This is a genomic window from Bradyrhizobium sp. HKCCYLRH1034, assembly GCF_051168375.1.
GTDB lineage: Bacteria > Pseudomonadota > Alphaproteobacteria > Rhizobiales > Xanthobacteraceae > Bradyrhizobium.
This window is the reverse complement of record NZ_JBNPUW010000007.1, coordinates 422,182-444,352: the sequence shown is the minus strand read 5'-3', so window position 1 is coordinate 444,352 and position 22,171 is coordinate 422,182. Positions and strand designations below refer to the sequence as shown.

The 22,171-nt window shown below is 65.3% G+C and carries 18 protein-coding genes and 1 tRNA gene; 13 read left to right on the top strand and 6 right to left on the bottom strand.

Going from position 1 to position 22,171, the window contains the following annotated elements:
* Nucleotides 1-169: 169 nt before the first annotated feature.
* The 4 genes from ACQR0W_RS19750 (at nucleotide 170) to ACQR0W_RS19735 (ending at nucleotide 3,681) form a co-directional block, all read left to right on the top strand.
* The gene (locus ACQR0W_RS19750; RefSeq protein WP_315711515.1) at nucleotides 170-1,393 is read left to right on the top strand and encodes a GGDEF domain-containing protein; all 1,224 of its coding nucleotides are present in this window, start codon (nucleotides 170-172) and stop codon (nucleotides 1,391-1,393) included.
* Between the two features lie 68 nt (nucleotides 1,394-1,461).
* On the top strand, nucleotides 1,462-1,764 hold the full coding sequence (locus tag ACQR0W_RS19745; RefSeq protein WP_315711517.1) for an antibiotic biosynthesis monooxygenase family protein: 303 nt from the start codon (nucleotides 1,462-1,464) through the stop codon (nucleotides 1,762-1,764).
* Nucleotides 1,765-1,801: 37 nt separating this feature from the next.
* Nucleotides 1,802-2,350 carry an HD domain-containing protein gene (locus ACQR0W_RS19740; protein WP_316170104.1) on the top strand — a complete coding sequence of 183 codons (549 nt, stop codon included), beginning with the start codon at nucleotides 1,802-1,804 and terminating at the stop codon, nucleotides 2,348-2,350.
* A 161-nt stretch (nucleotides 2,351-2,511) separates the two neighbouring features.
* Nucleotides 2,512-3,681, top strand: coding sequence for a M20 aminoacylase family protein (locus ACQR0W_RS19735; RefSeq protein WP_315711520.1), 1,170 nt, complete (start codon nucleotides 2,512-2,514; stop codon nucleotides 3,679-3,681).
* Between the two features lie 18 nt (nucleotides 3,682-3,699).
* Here the strand turns inward: ACQR0W_RS19735 and ACQR0W_RS19730 are convergent, their stop codons facing one another.
* The gene (locus ACQR0W_RS19730; RefSeq protein ID WP_315711522.1) at nucleotides 3,700-4,848 is read right to left on the bottom strand and encodes an AI-2E family transporter; all 1,149 of its coding nucleotides are present in this window, start codon (nucleotides 4,846-4,848) and stop codon (nucleotides 3,700-3,702) included.
* 234 nt (nucleotides 4,849-5,082) lie between these two features.
* Here ACQR0W_RS19730 and ACQR0W_RS19725 point away from each other — a divergent pair, with 234 nt between their 5' ends.
* The 3 genes from ACQR0W_RS19725 (at nucleotide 5,083) to ACQR0W_RS19715 (ending at nucleotide 7,178) form a co-directional block, all read left to right on the top strand.
* Nucleotides 5,083-5,853, top strand: coding sequence for a gamma-glutamyl-gamma-aminobutyrate hydrolase family protein (locus ACQR0W_RS19725; protein ID WP_316170105.1), 771 nt, complete (start codon nucleotides 5,083-5,085; stop codon nucleotides 5,851-5,853).
* A gap of 82 nt (nucleotides 5,854-5,935) precedes the next feature.
* The gene (locus ACQR0W_RS19720) at nucleotides 5,936-6,544 is read left to right on the top strand and encodes a hypothetical protein (RefSeq protein ID WP_315750875.1); all 609 of its coding nucleotides are present in this window, start codon (nucleotides 5,936-5,938) and stop codon (nucleotides 6,542-6,544) included.
* Between the two features lie 58 nt (nucleotides 6,545-6,602).
* Nucleotides 6,603-7,178 (top strand): hypothetical protein, encoded by a 576-nt coding sequence (locus ACQR0W_RS19715; protein ID WP_410051243.1) that lies wholly within the window; start codon nucleotides 6,603-6,605, stop codon nucleotides 7,176-7,178.
* 426 nt (nucleotides 7,179-7,604) lie between these two features.
* Here the strand turns inward: ACQR0W_RS19715 and ACQR0W_RS19710 are convergent, their stop codons facing one another.
* The 3 genes from ACQR0W_RS19710 to ACQR0W_RS19700 all read right to left on the bottom strand — a co-directional run bounded on the left by ACQR0W_RS19710 (nucleotide 7,605) and on the right by ACQR0W_RS19700 (nucleotide 10,186).
* Nucleotides 7,605-7,997, bottom strand: a complete 393-nt coding sequence (locus ACQR0W_RS19710; protein ID WP_315711527.1) for a COG4315 family predicted lipoprotein — start codon at nucleotides 7,995-7,997, stop codon at nucleotides 7,605-7,607.
* A gap of 218 nt (nucleotides 7,998-8,215) precedes the next feature.
* Complete coding sequence (gene glnA / locus ACQR0W_RS19705; protein ID WP_006611030.1) at nucleotides 8,216-9,625, bottom strand: type I glutamate--ammonia ligase; 1,410 nt, start codon at nucleotides 9,623-9,625, stop codon at nucleotides 8,216-8,218.
* Between the two features lie 222 nt (nucleotides 9,626-9,847).
* Nucleotides 9,848-10,186 carry a P-II family nitrogen regulator gene (locus ACQR0W_RS19700; protein ID WP_009027873.1) on the bottom strand — a complete coding sequence of 113 codons (339 nt, stop codon included), beginning with the start codon at nucleotides 10,184-10,186 and terminating at the stop codon, nucleotides 9,848-9,850.
* Nucleotides 10,187-10,724: 538 nt separating this feature from the next.
* Between ACQR0W_RS19700 and ACQR0W_RS19695 the strand changes: the two genes are divergently transcribed.
* A complete protein-coding gene (locus ACQR0W_RS19695) occupies nucleotides 10,725-12,224 on the top strand; it encodes an NAD(P)H-hydrate dehydratase (protein ID WP_316170106.1) in 1,500 nt (499 codons plus the stop codon).
* Between the two features lie 177 nt (nucleotides 12,225-12,401).
* On the opposite strand, the gene ACQR0W_RS19690 is transcribed toward ACQR0W_RS19695, so the two are convergent.
* Together ACQR0W_RS19690 and ACQR0W_RS19685 are read right to left on the bottom strand one after the other, a co-directional pair.
* Nucleotides 12,402-13,484, bottom strand: coding sequence for an enolase C-terminal domain-like protein (locus ACQR0W_RS19690; RefSeq protein WP_316175244.1), 1,083 nt, complete (start codon nucleotides 13,482-13,484; stop codon nucleotides 12,402-12,404).
* A 27-nt stretch (nucleotides 13,485-13,511) separates the two neighbouring features.
* A complete protein-coding gene (locus ACQR0W_RS19685) occupies nucleotides 13,512-14,816 on the bottom strand; it encodes a multicopper oxidase family protein (RefSeq protein WP_315751124.1) in 1,305 nt (434 codons plus the stop codon).
* Between the two features lie 174 nt (nucleotides 14,817-14,990).
* Between ACQR0W_RS19685 and ACQR0W_RS19680 the strand changes: the two genes are divergently transcribed.
* The 5 genes from ACQR0W_RS19680 to lon all read left to right on the top strand — a co-directional run bounded on the left by ACQR0W_RS19680 (nucleotide 14,991) and on the right by lon (nucleotide 22,007).
* Nucleotides 14,991-15,075, top strand: a tRNA-Leu gene (locus tag ACQR0W_RS19680).
* A 172-nt stretch (nucleotides 15,076-15,247) separates the two neighbouring features.
* The gene (gene tig / locus ACQR0W_RS19675; protein ID WP_315711530.1) at nucleotides 15,248-16,606 is read left to right on the top strand and encodes a trigger factor; all 1,359 of its coding nucleotides are present in this window, start codon (nucleotides 15,248-15,250) and stop codon (nucleotides 16,604-16,606) included.
* Between the two features lie 298 nt (nucleotides 16,607-16,904).
* Nucleotides 16,905-17,537: an ATP-dependent Clp protease proteolytic subunit gene (locus ACQR0W_RS19670; protein WP_315711531.1), complete on the top strand. Its 633-nt coding sequence runs from the start codon at nucleotides 16,905-16,907 to the stop codon at nucleotides 17,535-17,537.
* A 444-nt stretch (nucleotides 17,538-17,981) separates the two neighbouring features.
* On the top strand, nucleotides 17,982-19,256 hold the full coding sequence (gene clpX, locus ACQR0W_RS19665) for an ATP-dependent Clp protease ATP-binding subunit ClpX (RefSeq protein WP_012044595.1): 1,275 nt from the start codon (nucleotides 17,982-17,984) through the stop codon (nucleotides 19,254-19,256).
* A 327-nt stretch (nucleotides 19,257-19,583) separates the two neighbouring features.
* A complete protein-coding gene (gene lon / locus ACQR0W_RS19660) occupies nucleotides 19,584-22,007 on the top strand; it encodes an endopeptidase La (RefSeq protein WP_315711533.1) in 2,424 nt (807 codons plus the stop codon).
* The last annotated feature ends 164 nt before the right edge of the window (nucleotides 22,008-22,171 follow it).

The following is a 22,171-nucleotide window of genomic DNA, read 5'->3' as shown; positions in this document are numbered from 1 at the left end:
CTGTTTGCAGATTTCTTGCGCAGCAATTTGCTGACGAGTTGTGCCGAGCTTTTCGAGAAAACTTGGTATCCCAGGCAAACCTCTTTCCAACAAACCGCCCGCTAGGTTGATCGCGATAAGGCCGCGCTAACCCTGAATTCCCGCGCCGCCGCAGCAACCGAGGTGATCGATGGCGCTTGATAGCATGACGCTCGACATCGTAGCGACCATGGTCGCAGCGCTGCTTGGCGCTATGTTGCTCCACTTCGGCCGGCAGGAGAACACGCCGGCGCTGCGCTGGTGGGGCGCGGCCTACGTCCTCGGCGCGGTCGCGATCGCGCTGTGGACCTTGATCGGCGAGCTCTACGGCGAGGTGGTGTCGCTGTTCCTGAGCTCCATCGGCCTGATCGCCACCGCCATGGTGTGGAACGCCGCGCGCGTGTTCCACGGCAAGCCGGCGAGCGTGCCCGGGCTCGTGCTCGGCGCGACGGTCTGGATCGCCAGCGGCATGCTGCTCGATGCGTCGGCGCAGGCGCTGCGGCTGACGATCGGCGCCGCGATCGTCGTGATCTACGCCATGCTGACCGCGGCCGAGCTGTGGCAGGAGAGGCGGCGGACCTTGCACAAGCGCTGGCCGGCGCTGATCGTGCCGGTGATGCACGGCTTCGTGCTGATGCTGCCGATCCTGCTCGGCAACATGCTGCGCGATTCCGACGGCGCCTTCGCCGCGGCCTGGGTCACGATCTTCTCGATCGAACTCGTGCTCTATGCGGTCGGCACCGTGTTCGTGATCTTCATGCTGGTGTCGGAGCGAATCGTCAGCGCCCACAAGCGCGCGGCGACCACCGACCCGCTGACGGGCCTGCTCAACCGCCGCGGCTTTGCCGAGTCCTGCGCGCAGCTGATCGAGCGCGAGGCGCGCGAGCAGCGCCCGGTCAGCGTGCTGATCTTCGACATCGATCATTTCAAGTCGATCAACGACCGCTTCGGTCACGCCGAGGGCGACGAGGTCCTGAAGCTGTTCGCAAACGTCGTGGTCAACAATCTGCGCCTCACCGATCTCTCGGGCCGGATCGGCGGCGAGGAGTTCGCAGCACTTCTGCCCTGTTCCATCGAAGAGGCCATGGTCGCCGCCGAGCGTGTCCGCGAGGCGTTCGCGGCCTCCGGCGTGGTGTGCGAGGACAAGCCGGTCGATACCACCGTCAGCATCGGCGTTGCCGGCGGGCCGGGCGGGACCGATCTCGACGTGCTGCTCGCGGCCGCCGATACCGCGCTCTACAAGGCCAAGCGCTCCGGTCGCAACCGGGTCGAGGCCTCGGCGGAGCTGCCGCTGTCGCTCGACCGCTACCGCCGCCAGCGCGCTGCCGCGGCTGCCAGCCTGCCGCAGTCGGGAGAGGCGGTGTTGTCCAGCTGAGGTGCGGCTTTCGCTCTCCCGAGGTCTGGGCTAGACAAGCGGCCCACACCAGGGGAGGCCGACAGAACATGATCACGGAAATCGCCCAGATCGACGTCAAGCCGGGCACGGAGAAGGATTTCGAGGCCGCGGTCGCGAAAGCACGCGCCGCCTTCGGCCGCTCCAAGGGCTTTCACGGCTTCGAGCTGCACAAATCGATCGAGAAGCCGCAGCGCTACCGCCTGATGGTGAAGTGGGAAACGCTCGAGAACCACACGGTCGATTTCCGCGGCTCGGAGAACTTCACCGAATGGCGTGGCCTGGTCGGGCAGTATTTTGCCAATCCTCCGGATGTCGAGCACACCGAGACGGTGCTGACCTCGGCCGGCTGAGGCCGCGCGTCAGCGCTGCTCCGCCACGGAACACAACATGACGCATGACGATCTGGTCGAAGCCTACTCTGCCGGGGGACGGCACTACCACGATCTTCGCCACGTCCAGGATTGCCTGGACCAGCTCGATCGCGTCGCGGACCTCAGCGTCCGCGAGCGCGAGATCCTGACGCTGGCGATCTGGTGGCACGACGCCGTGTATGATCCCACGCGGTCCGACAATGAGGAGCAGAGCGCCATCCTTGCCGAGCGTCACGTCGCGCCCGAGCTGCGCGACGAGGTCGGACGCCTGATCCGGCTGACCCGGACGCACGATGTCGCGCCCGACGATCGGCTGGGCGCGCTGCTCGTCTCGATCGATCTCGCCATTCTCGGCGCCGACGAGGCCAGCTACGACGCCTATGCGGATGCGATCCGGCGCGAATATGCTGATGTGCCGGACGACGCCTACCGCGCCGGGCGCGCGGCGGTGCTGGAGCGGTTCGCGCGGCGCCCCGTGATCTATCCGGATGCGGGCTTTGCCGCTGCGCTCGACCAGAAGGCGCGGGCCAACCTCGCGCGCGAGCTGCGCGGCCTTCGATCATAAGCAGGATCAGCTCAGGCGTTTCGCGCGGCCGCGTCGCCGCGGCAATGCAGCCCGTGCAGCATTGCATGTGCTGATAGCGCTTGTCTTTTGCCGTGGCCCGACATGCAATGAGATGACATGCGCGTCGCCATGACGCGCTCCCCATTTTCTGGAACTCCGTCATGCCGATCATCAACCGCGCCGCCGAGCTGGCGGAAGACGCCAAGGTCTGGCGCCGCGATTTCCACCAGCATCCCGAGCTCCAATATGAGGTGCATCGGACGGCCGGGCGCGTCGCCGAGCTCTTGACCTCGTTCGGTGTCGACGAGGTCGTCACCGGCATCGGCCGGACCGGCGTCGTCGGCGTCATCCGCGGCCGCGAGTCGTCGCCGCGGGTGATCGGCCTGCGCGCCGACATGGACGCGCTGCCGCTGCAGGAGGTCAGCGACATCCCGCACAAGTCCACCATTCCCGGCAAGATGCACGCCTGCGGCCATGACGGCCACACCGCGATGCTGCTGGGCGCGGCGCGCTATCTCGCCGAGACGCGCAACTTCGCCGGCACGGCCATCGTCATCTTCCAGCCAGCCGAGGAGGGTGGGGCCGGTGGCCGTGCGATGGTCGAGGATGGCCTGATGGAGCGCTTCGGCATCGAGGAGGTCTACGGCCTGCACAATGCGCCGGGCCTGCCGCTCGGAACGGTCGCGACGCGCACCGGCGCGGTGATGGCCGCGGCCGACACCTTCGAGGTGCGTCTGAAGGGCCTCGGCGGCCACGCCGCGCGGCCGAACAAATGCGTCGATCCGATCATCGCCGGCGCGCAGATCGTGACCGCGCTGCAGACGATCGTGGCGCGCAACGTCGATCCGGTCGAAAGCGCGGTGCTGTCGATCACGCGCTTTCACGCGGGGACGACCGCCGACAACATCATTCCGCAGACCGCTGTCATTGGCGGCACCGTGCGCACGCTCGATGAGGACATCCGCCGCTTGATGGACGAACGCTTCAAGGGCCTGGTGACGGCGCTCGCGAGCGGCATGGGCGTGGAGGCGGAGATCGACTACGAATGGGGCTATCCGGTCGTCATCAACCATGCGGAGCAGACTGCGTTCGCGGCCGACGTGGCGCGCAGCGTCGTCGGGCCGGAACAGGTCATCACCGACATGCCGCCCCGGCTCGGCGGCGAGGACTTCGCCTACATGCTGCAGGCGCGGCCCGGCGCGTTCGTCTTCATGGGCATCGGCGATGGGGCCGGCGTGCATCACCCGGAATATGATTTCAACGACGACGTGATCCCGCACGGCATCAGCTATTGGGCCAAGCTGGTCGAGACCGCGATGCCGGCCGGCTGAGCGGGCTCTGACCGGGCCTCAGATCGCGGCCGCGGCGTCCTCGGTGCGGCGGTCGCTCTTGAAATAGTCGATCATGACCTTGGCGATCGCCATCAGCGGCAGCGCCAGGGTCAGGCCCCAGACGCCGAACACGATGCCGAGCAGGATCTGGAACGCAAACAGCGTGGCCGGCGGGATGTCCAGCGCCTGGCGCTGGATCAGCGGCGTCAGCACGTAGCTCTCCATCGCGTGCACGCCGAGGAACAGCACGAAGGCGCTGACCGCAGCGACCCAGCCGGAGGCGAGGCTCGCCAGCACCACGATGACGCCGGCGATGATCGCGCCGACGGTCGGAATGAACGCCAGCAGGCCGGCCTGGATGCCCAGGATGAACGAGCTCTGCACGCCGATGATGGCGAGGCCGATCCAGGTGACGAGGAAGACTGCGAACATCGTCGTGATCTGGGCGATCAGCCAGCGTTCCAGCGTGTAGCTGATGCGGTCCACGATCACGGTGGCCTGGTCCCGGTACTTCGCCGGCGCCAGGAAAAGCAATCCGCTGCGGTAGACCGCCGGCTGGGCCGCGAAGGCCAATCCCAGGAACAGCACGATGAAGAAGTTGCCGACGGCGCTGACGGTGCCGAGCAGCAGCTTGAAGGTCTGGCTGACGATGGCGCCGCCGGAGGAGGCCAGCGCGCTCGGCGAGGGCAGGCCGCCCGGCAGGCCATGGGACGGCGTCTGGGTCGGTGTGGTCGAGCCGCCATCAGGCGCGGCAGTGGCCGTGCTCGCGGCGTTGAAGTCGAAGAAGCTGGTGTCGATGCCGTTGCGGTCGAGGAAGCCCTTGATGTTGCCGAGCTGCGACTTGATCGTATCGCTCAGCACCTTGGCCTGGTCCGCGATGGTGGTGCCGCCGAGGAAGACGATGCCGACGAGCACGGCCGCGAGCGCCAGGCAGACGATGACGAGCCGCGCCGGATGCGGCCAGGGCAGGACGCGGCCGAGCAGGCTGGTCATCGCGTTGAGCGCGACGCCGAGCAGCATGCCCGCGAACAACAGGAAGATCGCAGCCGCGTAATACCAGGTGAAGGCCATGCCGGCCATGAACAGGGTTACCCCGATGCCGCCCACGGCAATGGCCCAGGCCAGGTCGCTGCGGGCCTGGAGGCGTGGGTCGGCGGGGGCGGTCATGAGGCATCCTCTGTGCTGATCGGCCCCCACACATTGGCGAAAACGGCTGGCGGATCAAGCACAGGCTTGGGGAAGCGGGGTGCTGCAGGACGCTTGCGGGGGTGTCGGAATTGGCATTGGGGACCCGCGTGGCCATATGTTGATCCTGCCGTGCGACGCAGGCATGATTTGTGCCTGCCACACTGGCGGACGCGGCCGCCAACGGCCACATAAGAGGGGAGAGAAACAAAAACAATGAAACGTCCGGTGGTCGGCGTGATCGGCAACAGCCATCGCGTCGAGAACAGGTTCACCGTGCAGATGGTGGGCGAGCGCAACCTGAGCGCCGTGGCCGAGGTCGCGGGCGCGCTACCGCTGATGTTTGCCGGCGTTCCCGAGATCACCGACATCGCCGCGCTGCTCGATGTCGTCGACGGCGTGGTGCTGACCGGCGCCCGCGCCAACGTGCACCCGACCCGCTTCAACACCGAGCCGAGCCTCAAGCACGAGCCCTACGACGTCCATCGCGACGAGGTCGCGCTGCAGCTGTCGGAAGCCTGCGTCTCCAGAGGCATCCCGCTGTTCGGCATCTGCCGCGGCTTGCAGGAGATGAACGTCGCCTTCGGCGGCTCGCTGCATCCGGAGATTCGCGAAATTCCCGGCCGCATGAACCACCGCATGCCGAGGCTGGAGAACGGCGAGATCCATCCCGATCCCAACGTCGTGTTCGCCGATCGCCACGAGGTGCGGCTCGCGCCGGGCGGTGCCTTCGCCAGCATCCTCGGTTGCGACAGCATCAAGGTCAATTCGCTGCATGGTCAGGGCATCCTGGAGCCGGGCGACCGCGTCGTGATCGAGGGCATCGCCGAGGACGGCACCATCGAGGCCATCCGCATCGCGGACGCGCCATCCTTTGCGCTCGGCGTGCAATGGCATGCCGAATATGACCCGCAGAAGAACCCGATCAATCGCAAGCTGTTCGAGGCGTTCGGTGAGGCGGTGAGGAAGCGGCAGCTGTCATCCTGACGTCGGGGCTGAACCGGGTTTCCAAAACGGCAGACGAAGCTGCAGAGACGGCTCATCGTGAGCTCGTCACAAGGAATCCGTGATGCGCCACGTCCTGACTGTCGCCATTGTGCTCCTCGCCGCTCCGGCCTTGGCCCAAGGCACGCCGCCGATGGAAGGCCCGATCACCTGCTCGTCGCCGGTCGCGGCCACCGATTCGGCAAACAGCCTCAAGCAGCGCTATGGCGACGAGGCCGTGGTTCAGGATCTGCCGGGCGCCGAGGGCGAGACCTACAAGGGCCTCGTGCTGTTTCCGCGGGCGATGGACCGGCGCATCGAGGTCGGCTTCATCGACGATAAGGTCGCGACGGTGTCCGGGCTCACCTTGCGCGATACGGCCAAGACGAGCCGCTGGAGCGTGGCCGGCATCACCATCGGGGCCAGCCTCGTCGAGGTCCAGAAGGCCAATGGCAAGTCGTTCGTCGTGAGCGGCTTCGGCTGGGACTATGGCGGCTTCGTCACCGACTTCAAGAACGGCGCGCTGGGACGCATCCTGCCGGGCGGCTGCTCGATCACCGTGCGCTTCGGCAAGGACAAGGACCCACCGCGAGCGCTCTCGGGCGATGGCGTGAAGGTGTCGTCCGACAATCCGGCGCTGGTGAAATTCGCGCCCGTCGTCACCGAGATCGGCATCAATTTCGCCGCGAAGTGATGGCTTCATAGTCGCAGGACTGACCGGGATGAGCATGCGCCGAACGAGCTTGTTGTTGATGCTTCTGGCTGCGCCGGCATGGGCACAGACCGCGCCGCCTGCCGATGGGCCGATCACCTGCACCTCGCCGGTGTCGGTCACGGACTCCGCCAAGAGCCTGATGCAGCGCTACGGCCAGGAGGCGGTGGTAGACGACCAGTTGTTCACCGGGGTGGAGGACATCACCTATCAAGGCGTCGTGCTGTCGCCAAAAGTGCCGGACTGGCGTATCGAGATCGGCTTTGCTGACGAGACGATGCGGCGGGTGTCACGTCTCACCTTGATCGACTCCAAGACGAGTCATTGGAACGTTGCCGGCGTGACGCTCGGCTCCACTTTGGCCGAGGTGCAGAAGATCAATGGCAGGCCGTTTCTGATCCGCGAGTTCTTCACCGATGGTGGCGGCTTCGTTGTCGACTGGAAAGGCGGCACGCTGAGCCGTCCTTTGCCGGGTGGATGCTCCGTCAGCGTTCGCTTCGGCAGTGACGACCACGAGGGAAACCCGATCGGTGATCGCATCGCATCCGACAAGGCGGAGTTGCGCAAATGGGGACCGGTGGTCGAGCAGATCGTGGTGAGGTTTCCCGAGAAATAGCGGCTGAATGCGCCCTCGGGCCTCATGGTTCGAGACGGCGCGCACTTCTGTCGGATGATCTCATTGACTCATGGGCGCGCGCCTCCTCACCATGAGGAGAAACCGCGGCCTCGCGCGACCTCCATCTCCTCATCCTTAAGGAGCTTGGCGATAGCCGAGCGTCTCGAAGGACGAGTCCCGTTGGATCATCGTAGATGAGCAGCCACCAACAAAAGGCGCCCGGTGAAGGGCGCTGGGGGCAGGGGTGGTGCGGCAAGATCTCCATCAGGAAAGCTTGCCGCGTTTCTCGATAGCCACGACAACGCAGCGCTCGTCAATGGGCGCCGGTCGCAGGCGCGTCCGGCGGATTCTCCGAGAGCGGCCGTCTCCTACGGCCAAGCCCAATCCGTGCAGTTCGTCCCGCGCGTGGCGAGAGCGCAGCTCCGCTCAGGGCTTTGCGAGATGCCAGGCGTTGTTCAGGAAGCCGTCGCCTGTGATGTCGCCGGGCTTCTGATCCTTGGCGAAGGTGTAGAGCGGCTTGCCCTTGTAAGCCCACTGCCTGGAGCCGTCGTCCCGGGTGATGATGGTGTAGTTGGCGTCGGCCTTGTCGCTGGCTTCGGCTTTCAGGACCGGCCAGTTGGTCGCGCAGGGACCGTTGCAGGCTGATTTGCCGTCGACGTCCTTGTCGAACGTGTAGAGCGTCATGCCCTTGTTGTCGGTGAGGATGTCACCCTTCGTGCTGCTGCCGCTCTTGGTTGGAGGCGCCGCGCTGGCGGACGAGATCGCCGCGAGTGAGATTGCGGCGGTCAGGAAGAGGCGCGAGATCGAAAGCCTGGTCATTCGAAATCTCCCAATGCATGTGGATCACAGGGATAGAAACTCATTCCGGCCCGATCTATTCCTTGCGCCTGTCCCTATTCGTCATTGGGAGGAATGTCGTACCGCCGTTCTGGCGCTCATGCCGGCCTTGGCATTCGCAGCACGGCACTGCGACACCAATGAAAAGGGCGCCCCGTGAGGGGCGCCCTGGTGTCGTCATCCGCCGATCAATCGGGCTGTCAGCCCGAGTAGTACATGTCGAATTCGACCGGGTGCGGGGTCATTTCGAAGCGCTCGACCTCGGTCATCTTCAGCGCGATGTAGCTGTCGATGAAGTCGTCGTCGAACACGCCGCCGGCCTTCAGGAAGGCGCGGTCCTTGTCGAGGTTCTCGAGCGCCTCGCGCAAGCTGCCGCAGACGGTCGGGATCTGCTTCAGCTCCTCCTTCGGCAGGTCGTAGAGGTCCTTGTCCATCGCCGGGCCCGGATCGAGCTTGTTCTTCACGCCGTCGAGGCCGGCCATCAGCATCGCGGCAAAGCCGAGATAGGGATTGGCGAGCGGATCGGGGAAGCGGACCTCGACGCGCTTGGCCTTCGGCGACGAGGTATAGGGGATGCGGCAGGACGCCGAGCGGTTGCGCGCGGAGTAGGCGAGCAGCACCGGCGCCTCATAGCCCGGGACCAGACGCTTGTAGGAGTTGGTCGACGGGTTGGTGAAGGCGTTGATGGCCTTGGCGTGCTTGATGATGCCGGCGATGTAGGACAGGCAGGTCTCCGACAGGTCGGAGTACTTGTTGCCCGCGAACACCGGCTTGCCGTCCTTCCAGATCGACTGGTGGACGTGCATGCCCGAGCCGTTGTCGCCATAGACCGGCTTCGGCATGAAGGTGGCGGTCTTGCCGTAGATGTGCGCGACCTGATGGATGCAGTATTTGTAGATCTGCATCTGGTCGGCCATCAAGGTCAGCGTGTCGAACTTCATGCCGAGCTCGTGCTGGGCCGACGCCACTTCGTGATGGTGCTTCTCGACCTTGACGCCCATGCGCGCCATGGCGCCGAGCATCTCCGAGCGCATGTCCTGCACCGAGTCCTGCGGCGGCACCGGGAAATAGCCCGCCTTGGTGCGGATGCGGTGGCCGAGATTGCCGCCCTCATATTCGGTGTCGGAGTTGGTCGGCAGCTCCGAGGAGTCCAGGCGGAAGCCGGTGTTGTACGGCGACGAGCTGTAGCGCACGTCGTCGAATACGAAGAACTCGGCTTCGGGGCCGACGAACACGGTGTCGCCCACGCCCATCGACTTCACCATCGCCTCAGCCTTCTTGGCGATGCCGCGGGGGTCGCGGTTGTACGGCTCGCCGGTGGTCGGCTCGAGCACGTCGCAGGTGATGATCATGGTGGTCTCGGCGAAGAACGGATCGATCGTCGCGGTCACCGGGTCGGGCATCAGGCACATGTCGGATTCATTGATCGCCTTCCAGCCGGCGATCGAGGAGCCGTCGAACATCGTGCCTTCGGCAAAAATGTCTTCGTCGATCATGCTGACGTCGAAGGTGACGTGCTGCCACTTGCCCCGCGGGTCGGTGAAGCGGAGGTCGACGTATTTGACGTCATTGTCCTTGATTGCTTTCAAGACGTCCTTGGCGGTCTTCATGAATACCCCTCTTGGCTTATAACGTCACGGCCCGGCGCGGGACGGCGTCCGCGGGTCATGCTCCATAGCCTCGTGCGGGAGCCAAGACAACATCGGAAACGGCAAAACGGCCGCGTGCAAGCGCCTCGCAGAGGACACTCGAGCTGCCGTGGGGGCTGCTGGCGCAGCAAACGTTCCGTGGGGGGCCCGGAGCGGACGGTCCGTTGAGGCCCCCCGGTCAGGCTAGATCGCGTCCAGCCCGGATTCTCCGGTTCGGATGCGGATGGCTTCCTCGATGTTGGACACGAAGATCTTGCCGTCGCCGATGCGGCCGGTCTGGGCGGCGCGGCGGATCGCCTCGATCGCGCGCTCGACCAGGTCGTCGCCGATCACGATCTCGATCTTCACCTTGGGCAGGAAATCAACGATGTATTCGGCGCCCCGGTAGAGCTCGGCATGGCCTTTTTGCCGGCCGAAACCCTTCGCTTCGGTAACGGTGATGCCCTGAAGTCCCACCTCCTGAAGCGCCTCCTTCACCTCGTCGAGCTTGAACGGCTTGATGATGGCTTCGATCTTCTTCACTGAGCGCCTCCCGGGCATTCCGCTATAAACAACATGTGGGTCATCGTCAGGCTGCGCCCACGCGCAAGTCGTTCGATCATTTCGTTACCGGGCCCAACACTCTCCGGCGGAGGCCCGGTGATTGATTGCCCGACTTGCCCCGTGCCGAAGTGGCTCCACAAAAGCAGGGTCTATGCCAAGTCGTTAACGGGCCCAAATGGAGCCGATATTCAGGCATTTCACCAGCACCCGACGATTCCCTCAAGGAACGTCTAGAATACCGGAGCCTTGAGATTAGGCAAACAGATCAAACATTGTGCAGGTCTTGACGGCGGAGCCGCGCGTTGTCCGAAATGCCCAGGGAAAAGGCGACGTGCCGGGTTTCGTTGCGTCTTGCCAGATGTGCAGCGCCCTTGGAAGTTGCGGGCTGCCGCGGCAATAGGGAGCGCGGGATTCGCCCGCACCGGCTCCGAGGGACGGGGCGCCGACGTCCGCTGCGAGGCGACGGGGACGACATCACGCAGCCGGCGCAAGACGGCGGCTGGGGACGAGAGCGGTAATGGACATCTTGACCACGGGCGAAATGGAGCGCGCCGACCGGCTGACCATCGCGGCCGGCACGCCGGGCTTTTCGCTGATGCTGAGCGCCGGACAGGCGGTGGCCGAGGCGGCCATGGACCTGGTCGAGACCGGGCCGATCGTGGTCGTGTGTGGGCCGGGCAACAATGGCGGCGACGGCTTCGTTGCCGCGGCCGAGCTCGCCGCGCAGGGCAGGGACGTGTCGGTCATCCTGATGTGCGAGCGCGACGCGCTGCACGGCGACGCGGCCTCCGCCGCCAAGGGCTGGAAGTTTCCGGTGCTGCCGTTCACGCCGCAGGCGATCGGCAAGCCGGCGCTGATCATCGACGCGCTGTTCGGCGCAGGTCTCAGCCGGCCCGTCACCGGCGAGCCCCATGACGTCATCGCAGCGATCAACGGCAATGGCGCGCCGGTGCTCGCCGTCGACCTGCCGAGCGGCATCAACGGCACCACGGCCGCGGTGATGGGCATCGCGGTCCGCGCCACCGAGACGGTGACCTTCTTCCGCAAGAAGCCGGCGCACCTGCTGCTGCCGGGCCGCCAGCATTGCGGGCGCGTCCGGCTCGCCGACATCGGCATCGATCCCCAGGTGCTCGCCGAGATCAGGCCGCAGGCCTTCGAGAACGATCCCGAGCTGTGGCAGGGCCATTTTCCGGTGCCACGCATCGACGGCCACAAATACGCCCGCGGGCACGTGCTGGCGATGTCCGGCGACGTCACCGCCACGGGCGCGGCGCGGATGGCCGTGCGGGCCGCATTGCGGGCGGGCGCCGGCCTGGTCACGCTGGCCTCGCCGCGCGATGCGCTGGCGGTCAATGCTGCGGCGCTGACGGCGGTGATGGTGCGCGCCGCCGACACCGCGATCGAGTTCGGCGAGCTGCTCGGCGACAAGCGCTACAACACCTGCATCATCGGGCCCGGAACGGGCGTCAGCGAGCGCACGCGCGACCTCGTCTTCACCGCGCTGTCGGCGCAGCGTCATCTCGTGCTCGATGCCGACGCATTGACGAGCTTCGCCGATGCGCCGGAGCGGTTGTTCGAGCAGATCAGGGCGATGACCGAGGCGCAGATCGTGCTGACGCCGCACGAGGGCGAATTCCCGCGGCTGTTCTCGGATCTCAGCAACAAGCATCCCGGCCGCTCCAAGCTGGAGCGCGTCCGCGCGGCGGCCGTGCGCTGCGGCGCCGTGGTGCTGTTGAAGGGCGCCGACACGACGGTGGCCGCGCCCGACGGCCGCGCCGCGATCGCCGCCAACGCGCCGCCCTGGCTCGCCACCGCCGGCGCCGGCGACGTGCTCGCCGGCATCATCGCCGGCTTGCTGGCGCAGGGTGTGCCGGCGTTCGAGGCCGCCTGCATCGGCGTCTGGATGCATGGCGAGGCGGGCAACGAGGCGGGACCGGGGCTGATCGCGGAGGATCTGACGGAGACCTTGCCTGCGGTGTTCCGGCGGCTCTATGACCGGTTCGGCGTCGAGTATTGATTAGGGGCGAGTCGTCGCCTCAACCACGCTGTCATGCCCGCGAAGGCGGGCATCCAGTACGCCGCGGCCTATCGATTTAGCCACCGATGTCTCGGCGTACCGGATCGCCCGGTCGCGGGTACGGGTGATGACAGTTGAGGGGGAGGCGGCGACGGCGCGTCCTGCTCTTGGCTGTGCTCACGTCACCTGATATTTCGCCACCGCGCTCTCGTTCCAGGCGAGGCCGAGGCCGGGACCTTTGGCTGTCACCTTGCCATCCACCACCCGCAGCGGCTCGGCGAGAATGGCGCCGGCGAAGTCCAGCACCTCGAGCCAGTGCGCCGTCGGCGTCACTGCCAGCACATGGGCGCTCGCCTCGGGCAGGATGTGGCTCGACATCGGGATCGAGGCGGCGTCGGCTTGCCCCGCGACGTTGAGCCAGCCGGTGATGCCGCCGACCTTCATCAGGTCGGGCATGATGAAGTCGGAGGCGCCGGCGGCGATCGCCTCGGCAAAGCCGCGCGGAAACCACCAGTTTTCGCCGGCCTGGATCGGGATCTCCGAGCGCTCGCGCACCCGGGCATGGCCGGAGAGGTTTTCCTGCGGCACCGGCTCCTCGATCCAGGTCAGGTCGTAGGCAGCAAGGTTGGTAATTCGACGTGTCGCCTCAGCGGGATCGAGCGACTGGTTGAAGTCGAGCATCAGCGCCATGTCCGGGCCGAGCAGGGCGCGCAGGCCCTTGGTCATCGCTTCGTCGGTCGCGAGATCGCCATGACCGCCCTTGGTCTTGATGGCGCGGAAGCCGTGCTCGTCGCGCGCGGCGCGCAAGGTGCGCTCGTCGTCCTTGGCATCGAGCACGCCATAGCTGTCATAGGCCGGAATCGGCCGCGCCGTGCCGCCGAGCAGCTCGACGACGGGCTTGCCCGCGAGCTGACCGAGCGCATCCCAGAACGCCATGTCGAGGCCCGAGACGGCCATGCCGACGAGGCCCTGCCAGCCGAGCAGGCGGAATTTGGCGTCCATGAGTTTCATCAGGTCGAACGGGACCAGGGCTTGGCCCTTGAGCTCTCGGCCGATCTCCTCGACCAGATGCAGCAGCGGTTTCAAGGCGAGCCTGGTGTAAGCGAACAGGTAGGAATGGCCGGTAACCCCCTGATCGGTTGCGACGTCGATCAGCACCAGCGGTCCGGAGTCGATGATCCCGAACGCGTTGCGCAGGGGGCGCTTCATGGGCGTGATCACGGCGCGCGCCGTGACCCCTGTGATGGCGGCAGTGGTCATGGGGACTGTTCCCTCAGGTTCGTTTCCTCACCTGATCTCATACCACCGCAGCAGCCGCGGCGCCGCCCAGTTGGTCGCCATGCTCTCGACCAGGAACCGGCCGGATTGCTCGGCAAGGAATGCAATGCGCTGGGTCTGGCCGGCCTCCAGCGCCAGCGTGTCGAGCCAATAGGGCTTCCAGCCGTCGTCGAGCCGGTCGAGCAGCCGAAACGGCTGGCCATGAAGGTGGACCACATGGGTGCCGGCGGTCTTGTTCGCCAATGCCAGCACGACCACTTGGCCGGCCTTGGCCTGGAAGGTGGGGGCGCCGGCGGCGTTGAACGCGGCGGGCGGTTGCCAGCCGGCGCCGTCGAGCGCGAGCTCGGCCCGAGCGGCGGTCCTCAGGTCCAGCTTGTCCGGCAACCCGTTCGACGGCAAAGGCGGCGCCGGCGGCGGTGGGGCGGCACGGAGCGGCGGCTCGCTCGACGCCACCAGCCGGGCGAGGGGACGCGGATTGCTGCCGTCGTGCAGCAGCACGGCCAGCACCGTCTTGGCGGCGGGCATGTCGATGAAGACGTCGGTGCGGCCGCCGGGCGGCAGCACCACCGCGCCATTTCGAGCCAGGAAAGGCTCGGCCGGCTGGCCGTCGATGGCCATCACGCGGACGGCGTCGAGGTCGGCGATTTTGATCGCGATCACAGCGCGTTGACAGCCATTGATGAACCGCAGCCTGACCCGTGCATGGGTCCGCAGCGCGATCTCCGGCTGGATGTGCCCATTGACGGTGTAGATGAGCTCGGTGTCTTGCGCTTCGGTTCCTGGCGCAACCGCGGTACCGTCCGCCTTGAGCCTGAAATCCTCGACCAGGAAAATTTCGTCGCGGTCGACAGTTACCGTCGCGGCCTCATCGACGATGACAGGCTGCGGGCGGATCGGCACGGCGTCGGCGAGCAGCCGCAGGTCGAGCAGGCCGGTCCCGGCCCGCGACGCCAGGGCTGGAATGGTGGCCCGGCCGCCGGGGCCGATCTCCGCCTGCGCCAGCAGCGGTGCGGGCAAAGTGAGGCCGCGGCTGGACAACGCGGCCGGGATCGAAAGGCCATTCGAAAGGTCAAGGTCGAGCGCCGTGCCGCGGGCGAGCCGGACCACCGGGGCCGGTGCAGCCAGCCGCCAGAGCGGGCTGGCCGAGCGTCCCTGGGCCAGCACGAGAGATTCGCCGCGAGCGCTCAACGAAACCGAGATTCGGCCACCGGCCCGAGCCGAGCGGGTAAACGAGGCCGCGCCGGCTGCCGCAAGGCCGCCGAGCAGGGCGCGGCGGCTGAGCCCCTCCGACGGTTCCGTCATGCGACAAAACATCGTGCGACGAGGGGGATGCGGATCATGCTGTTTTCCCTTATCTGTGCGTGCGACACGGTCGATCGGCCTGCCGGTGGTGCTTTCGACAGCCCATTTTTTTGCTGCGGACGGTTTCGTGCGTGGTATAAGCCGCGCCGCCCGCGGCACCGCGGCCGGGCTATCGATGCAGTTCACGCGGGCGTGGCGGAACTGGTAGACGCGCTGGATTTAGGTTCCAGTGACGAAAGTTGTGGGGGTTCGAGTCCCTCCGCCCGCACCAAGCGCTTCTCCGGCGTTTGCCCCAAGTTTTACCGGCAGACCCGCTCTCTCGGACAGAGAAGCGGGGCCGCCGATCCCACCGGCGCAAAGCCTTTTGCTGCGCGTCGTCCACAATTGAGTCAGATGTGTCCGGATCGCAAGGGTTCGGACCGAAGCGGAAGAAGATTGACGCCATGCAGGTCACAGAAACCTTGTCGGAAGGCTTGAAGCACGAGTTCCAGATCAGCGTTCCGGCGGCGGATCTCGACGCCAAGGCGGACGCCAAGCTGGTCGATCTCAAGGACAAGGTCCGCATCAACGGCTTCCGCCCCGGCAAGGTGCCGGTCGCGCATCTGAAGAAGATCTATGGCAAGTCGGTCATGGCGGAGACCATCGACCAGACCATCCGCGACACCAACACGCAGATCTTCACCGAGCGCGGCTTCCGCCTCGCCACCGAGCCGAAGGTGACGATGCCGACGGAGGAGGCCGAGGTCGAGAAGATTCTCTCTGGCCAGTCGGACCTGACCTACACCGTGGCCGTCGAGGTCGTGCCGGCGATTGCGCTCGCCGACTTCAAGACCTTCTCGGTCGAGAAGCCGGTGGCCGACATCACCGATGCCGATGTCGACGAGGCGATCAAGCGCCTGGCCGATGCCAACCGCAGCTACGCGGCGAAGGCCGAGGGCGCGAAGGCCGCGAGCGGTGACCGCGTGAAGATCAACTTCAAGGGCACGATCGACGGCGTCGCCTTCGAGGGCGGCACGGGTGAGGGCATCGACGTCGTGATCGGCTCGAACACCTTCATTCCCGGCTTCGAGGACCAGCTGATCGGTATCGGCGTCGGCGAGACCCGCACGCTGAAGGTCACGTTCCCGACCAATTATCTCAACAACGAGCTGGCCGGGAAGGCGGCGGAGTTCGAAACCACCGCCACCGCCATCGAGGCGCCCGAAGACAAGGTGGTGGACGATGAGTTCGCCAAGACGCTCGGCCTCGAATCGCTCGACAAGCTGAAGCAGTTGATGCGCGATCGTCTCGCCGGCGAGTTCAGCCAGGCGACCCGCCAGCGCGTCAAGCGCGCGCTGCTCGACCGTCTCGACGAGACCCACAAGTTCGATGCGCCGCCGTCGCTGATCGACGAGGAGTTCAACCTGATGTGGAACTCGGTCAAGGCCGAGATGGATTCCAGCGGCAAGACCTTCGCCGACGAGAACACCACCGAGGACAAGGCGAAGGAGGAGTACCGCACCATCGCCGACCGCCGCGTGCGCCTCGGCCTCGTGCTGTCGGAGATCGGCGAGAAGAACAAGATCACCGTGACCGACGACGAGGTCAGCCGCGCCGTGATCGAGCGTGCGCGCTCGATGCCGGGCCGCGAGAAGGAGGTCTGGGACTTCTATCGCAGCAACCCGCAGGCGCTCGCGCAGCTGCGCGCGCCAATCTACGAGGACAAGGTCGTCGACTTCATCCTCGAACTCGCCAACGTGACCGAGAAGAAGGTCTCCAAGGACGAGCTGTTCAAGGACGACGACAGCGACAAGGCGGCCTGATCAGGCTGTCCATCGTAGGGTTCGCGACATAAGCGCGAGATTAAGGTTGACCGGCGAAAGCGCCGGTCGTCCAGGTTCCGGCGCTGGCCGCCGCCGCGGGAATCAGCTTGAACAGGGCAACGACCTCGCTTGCGGCGGGCCAGGGCACCCGGTCTTGTCACCGGCAAATTGGTCCATATCTGTGGGCTCGGTCTTGAAGTTCTGCATCACGGGACACCTGTCCGTCGCTGCTCGTTGAAATGAGCCTCACCTGCGGCGGCCGGTCGTCTCAACTGCTGGTCCAACCCTTGGGTGATTCATGCGCGATCCCGTCGAAACCTATATGAACCTTGTGCCTATGGTGGTCGAACAGACCAACCGCGGCGAGCGCGCCTACGACATCTTCTCGCGCCTCCTGAAGGAGCGCATCATCTTCGTGACCGGTCCGGTCGAGGACGGCATGGCGACCCTGATCGTCGCTCAGCTCCTGTTCCTCGAGGCCGAGAACCCGAAGAAGGAAATCGCGATGTACATCAACTCGCCCGGCGGCGTGGTGACGTCGGGCCTCGCGATCTACGACACGATGCAGTTCATCCGTCCGGCGGTGTCGACGCTGTGCACCGGCCAGGCGGCCTCGATGGGCTCGCTGCTGCTCTGTGCCGGCCACAAGGACATGCGCTTCTCGCTGCCGAACTCGCGCATCATGGTGCATCAGCCGTCCGGCGGGTTCCAGGGCCAGGCGACCGATATCATGCTGCACGCCCAGGAGATCCTGAACCTGAAGAAGCGGCTGAACGAGATCTACGTCAAGCACACCGGCCAGCCCTACAAGGCGATTGAGGACGCCCTGGAGCGCGACAAGTTCCTCACTGCGGAAGCCGCCCAGGAGTTCGGCCTGATCGACAAGGTCATCGACAAGCGGCCGGAAGATCCGGCGGCGATGGGCAAGTGAGCCAACAGTAAGCGACGCGGGGCCCGATGGACGGGCCTCGGGGATGTAACGGCGGCTCCTTTACCGGCTTCGGTCGGCAAAGGTGCTGAGGTAGGGTCCCAAAAGAGCCGCAACCTTGCCGTGCGGCCGGCAAATAGGCGTGGCAAACACGCAACGCTCCGCTGATTTCGCGTGTTATTGCCGTGTCAAGCCCCAAAATCACGGTAATGTCACGGTCTAGGGTCTGTGCTCCGATTAGCGAATTCTTGATAGTCGGATGACAGCATGATTGGCTAGAGTGTCGAGTTATGGATCGTGGGGGATTCGCGTAGGTCGTGGGTGCACGACAGGTGAAGAACAAGGTGTTAATTTTGGTACGAAATTTGCTCTTTCACCAGTCTGGTCCGGCCCGTGCCGGATCGGGACGAACGAGCGGACAAGAGCGAACCGCGGACGGAGACAGGAATGAGTAAGGTCGGCACGAGCGACTCGAAGAACACGCTATATTGCTCGTTCTGCGGCAAGAGCCAGCACGAAGTCCGCAAACTGATCGCAGGTCCAACCGTCTTCATCTGCGACGAGTGCGTCGAACTCTGCATGGACATCATCCGCGAGGAGAACAAGTCCTCGCTGGTCAAGTCGCGCGACGGGATTCCGACCCCGAAGGAGATCTGCAAGGTCCTGGACGATTACGTCATCGGCCAGAACCATGCGAAGAAGGTGCTCTCGGTCGCGGTCCACAACCACTACAAGCGGCTGAATCACCAGACCAAGCACTCGGACGTCGAACTCGCGAAGTCGAACATCCTGCTGATCGGTCCGACCGGCTCGGGCAAGACGCTGCTCGCCCAGACGCTCGCCCGCATCCTGGACGTGCCGTTCACGATGGCGGATGCGACGACCCTGACCGAGGCCGGCTATGTCGGTGAGGACGTCGAGAATATCATCCTGAAGCTGTTGCAGGCGGCCGACTACAATGTCGAGCGCGCGCAGCGTGGCATTGTCTACATCGACGAGATCGACAAGATCAGTCGCAAGTCGGACAATCCCTCGATCACCCGCGACGTGTCGGGCGAGGGCGTCCAGCAGGCGCTGCTCAAGATCATGGAGGGTACGGTTGCGTCGGTTCCGCCGCAGGGCGGCCGCAAGCATCCGCAGCAGGAGTTCCTGCAGGTCGACACCACCAACATCCTGTTCATCTGCGGTGGTGCGTTCTCCGGCCTCGAGAAGATCATCTCGGCGCGCGGCCGGTCGACCTCGATCGGCTTCGCCGCCCAGGTGCTGGCGCCGGAAGACCGCCGCACCGGCGAGATCTTCCGTCACGTCGAGCCTGAGGATCTCCTGAAGTACGGCCTGATCCCCGAGTTCGTCGGCCGTCTTCCGGTCGTTGCGACGCTCGAGGACCTCGACGAGAACTCGCTGAAGAAGATCCTGACCGAGCCCAAGAACGCGCTGGTGAAGCAGTATCAGCGGCTGTTCGAGATGGAGAACATCGAGCTCACCTTCGCCGACGAGGCGCTGGGCGCGGTGGCGCGCAAGGCCATCGAGCGCAAGACCGGCGCGCGTGGTCTGCGGTCGATCCTCGAGAGCATCCTGCTCGAGACGATGTTCGACCTGCCGGGTCTCGAGGGTGTCGAGGAAGTGGTCATCTCGCGTGAAGTGGTCGAGGGCACCGCCCGCCCGCTGTACATTTACGCCGATCGCTCCGATCGCGCGGTGGAAAGCAGCGCCAGCGCGTGAGGCGCGCTGGTACGAGAGACAGAAGACCTCGATTTATTAGATCGGCGATCGCCGCGGACGTCATGTCCGCGGCATCGCAGCGTTTCAGCGTCCCGCCGCGTAAAGCCATTTTTGGCGGGTGTTTACCGATACTTGACACCCCCCGGGTCGATAGCCACCTAATGTCGCGTGGCGATACAAATCTCAATCCCGGGATTCGCCTCAACAACGATCCGAAACAAGCGGGCGATATCGACGCGTCAGTGATGTCCGGATCAGATCGCACCTTGTGGCGGTTGCGCACGATGGCGGACTGCGTGCAAGGGGGCTAAACAAAAGGAACAGGCCATGACGACCCCCAAACCCCGGCCGACCATCGTTTACGGCGAGAGCCACGCCTATCCGGTTCTGCCGCTCCGCGACATCGTCGTCTTCCCGCACAACATCGTTCCGCTGTTCGTCGGCCGCGAGAAATCCATCCGCGCCCTCGAAGAGGTGATGAAGAACGACGCGCTGGTGATGCTCGCGACGCAGAAGAACGCGTCCGACGACGATCCAGCTCCGGATGCGATCTACGAGACCGGGACGCTCGCCAGCGTGCTGCAACTCCTGAAGCTGCCCGACGGCACCGTGAAGGTGCTGGTCGAGGGCCTGGAGCGCGCGCGCGTCGAGAAATACACCGATCGTGCCGACTACTACGAAGCCACTGCCGTTGCGCTCGAGGACACCGACGCCAAGTCGGTCGAAGCCGAGGCACTCGGGCGCTCCGTCGTGTCGGATTTCGAGAGCTATGTGAAGCTGAACAAGAAGATCTCTGCAGAGGTCGTCGGCGTCGTTCAGTCGATCACCGATTTCGGTAAGCTGGCCGACACCGTCGCCTCGCATCTCGCCGTCAAGATCGCCGATCGCCAGGGCATCCTGGAGACGCTGTCCGTCACCACGCGCCTGGAGAAGGTGCTGGGCCTGATGGAGAGCGAGATCTCGGTGCTGCAGGTCGAGAAGCGCATCCGCTCGCGTGTCAAGCGCCAGATGGAGAAGACCCAGCGCGAGTACTACCTGAATGAGCAGATGAAGGCCATTCAGAAGGAGCTGGGCGACGAGGACGGCCGCGACGAGCTCGCCGATCTGGAAGAGCGCATCAACAAGACCAAGCTCTCCAAGGAAGCGCGCGAGAAGGCCCAGCACGAGCTGAAGAAGCTGCGCCAGATGTCGCCGATGTCCGCGGAAGCGACCGTCGTGCGCAACTATCTGGATTGGCTGCTGTCGATCCCGTGGAACAAGAAGTCCAAGGTGAAGAAGGATCTGGAGGCCGCGCAGGCGGTTCTGGATGCGGATCACTATGGGCTGGAGAAGGTCAAGGACCGCATCGTCGAGTACCTGGCGGTGCAGTCGCGCGCCAACAAGCTGACCGGCCCGATCCTGTGCCTGGTCGGACCTCCCGGCGTCGGCAAGACCTCGCTCGGCAAGTCGATCGCGAAGGCCACCGGCCGCGAGTTCGTTCGCGTGTCGCTGGGCGGAGTGCGCGACGAGGCGGAGATCCGCGGTCATCGCCGGACCTATATCGGCTCGATGCCCGGCAAGATCATCCAGTCGATGCGCAAGGCCAAGACCTCGAACCCGCTGTTCCTCTTGGACGAGATCGACAAGATGGGCTCGGACTTCCGGGGTGACCCGTCGTCGGCGCTGCTGGAGGTTCTGGACCCCGAGCAGAACACGACGTTCAACGACCACTATCTGGAGGTCGACTACGACCTGTCGAACGTCATGTTCATCACGACCGCGAATACGCTGAATATTCCCGGGCCGCTGATGGACCGCATGGAGATCATCCGCATCGCAGGCTACACCGAGACCGAAAAGCTCGAGATCGCCCGCAAGCACCTGATCCCCAGCGCGATCTCCAAGCACGGACTGGACTCGAAGGAGTGGTCGATCGACGACGACGCATTGCTGCTCGTGATCCGGCGCTACACCCGCGAAGCGGGCGTACGTAATCTGGAGCGTGAGATTTCCACACTGGCCCGCAAGGCCGTGAAGGAGCTCATGATGTCCAAGAAGAAGTCGGTGAAGATCACCGAGAAGACCGTCGAGGAATTCTTGGGTGTTCCGAAGTTCCGCTTCGGTGAGATCGAGAGCGACGATCAGATCGGGATCGTCACGGGTCTGGCATGGACCGATGTCGGCGGTGAGCTGCTCACCATTGAAGGCGTCATGATGCCCGGCAAGGGCAAGATGACGGTGACGGGCAATCTGCGCGACGTCATGAAGGAGTCGATCTCGGCGGCGGCGTCCTACGTCCGCTCGCGGGCGATCGTCTACGGCATCGAGCCGCCGATGTTCGACCGCCGCGACATCCACGTCCACGTTCCGGAGGGGGCGACCCCGAAGGACGGTCCGTCGGCGGGCGTCGCGATGGCAACCGCAATCATCTCGGTCATGACGGGCATTCCGATCCGTCACGACGTCGCGATGACCGGTGAGATCACCTTGCGTGGTCGCGTGCTGCCGATCGGCGGTCTGAAGGAGAAGCTCCTGGCCGCGGCCCGCGGCGGCATCAAGACGGTGCTGATCCCCGAGGACAACGCCAAGGATCTCACGGAGATTTCCGATGCGATCAAGGGCGGCATGGAGATCATCCCGGTCTCCCGTCTCGACGACGTCGTCGCCCGGGCCTTGGTCCGCAAGCCGGTGCCGATCGTCTGGGAAGAGGATACCAAGGTCCCGGTGAAGGCCGATGGCGACGAAGCCGCCGGCGGCCTGACCGCCCACTGAGGTCCGAACTGATCCAAGGAAACGGCGCCCGTAAGGGCGCCGTTTTCGTTTGGGGGATCGAGCCACCGACCCTTCGAGCGTGCGTGGTCTGCCCCCACCGGTCCCGCTGCGGCGGTTTCTCGCTGCCGCCGCGTGGTTCCGGCGTTGATTGAGGATCGGGCAGG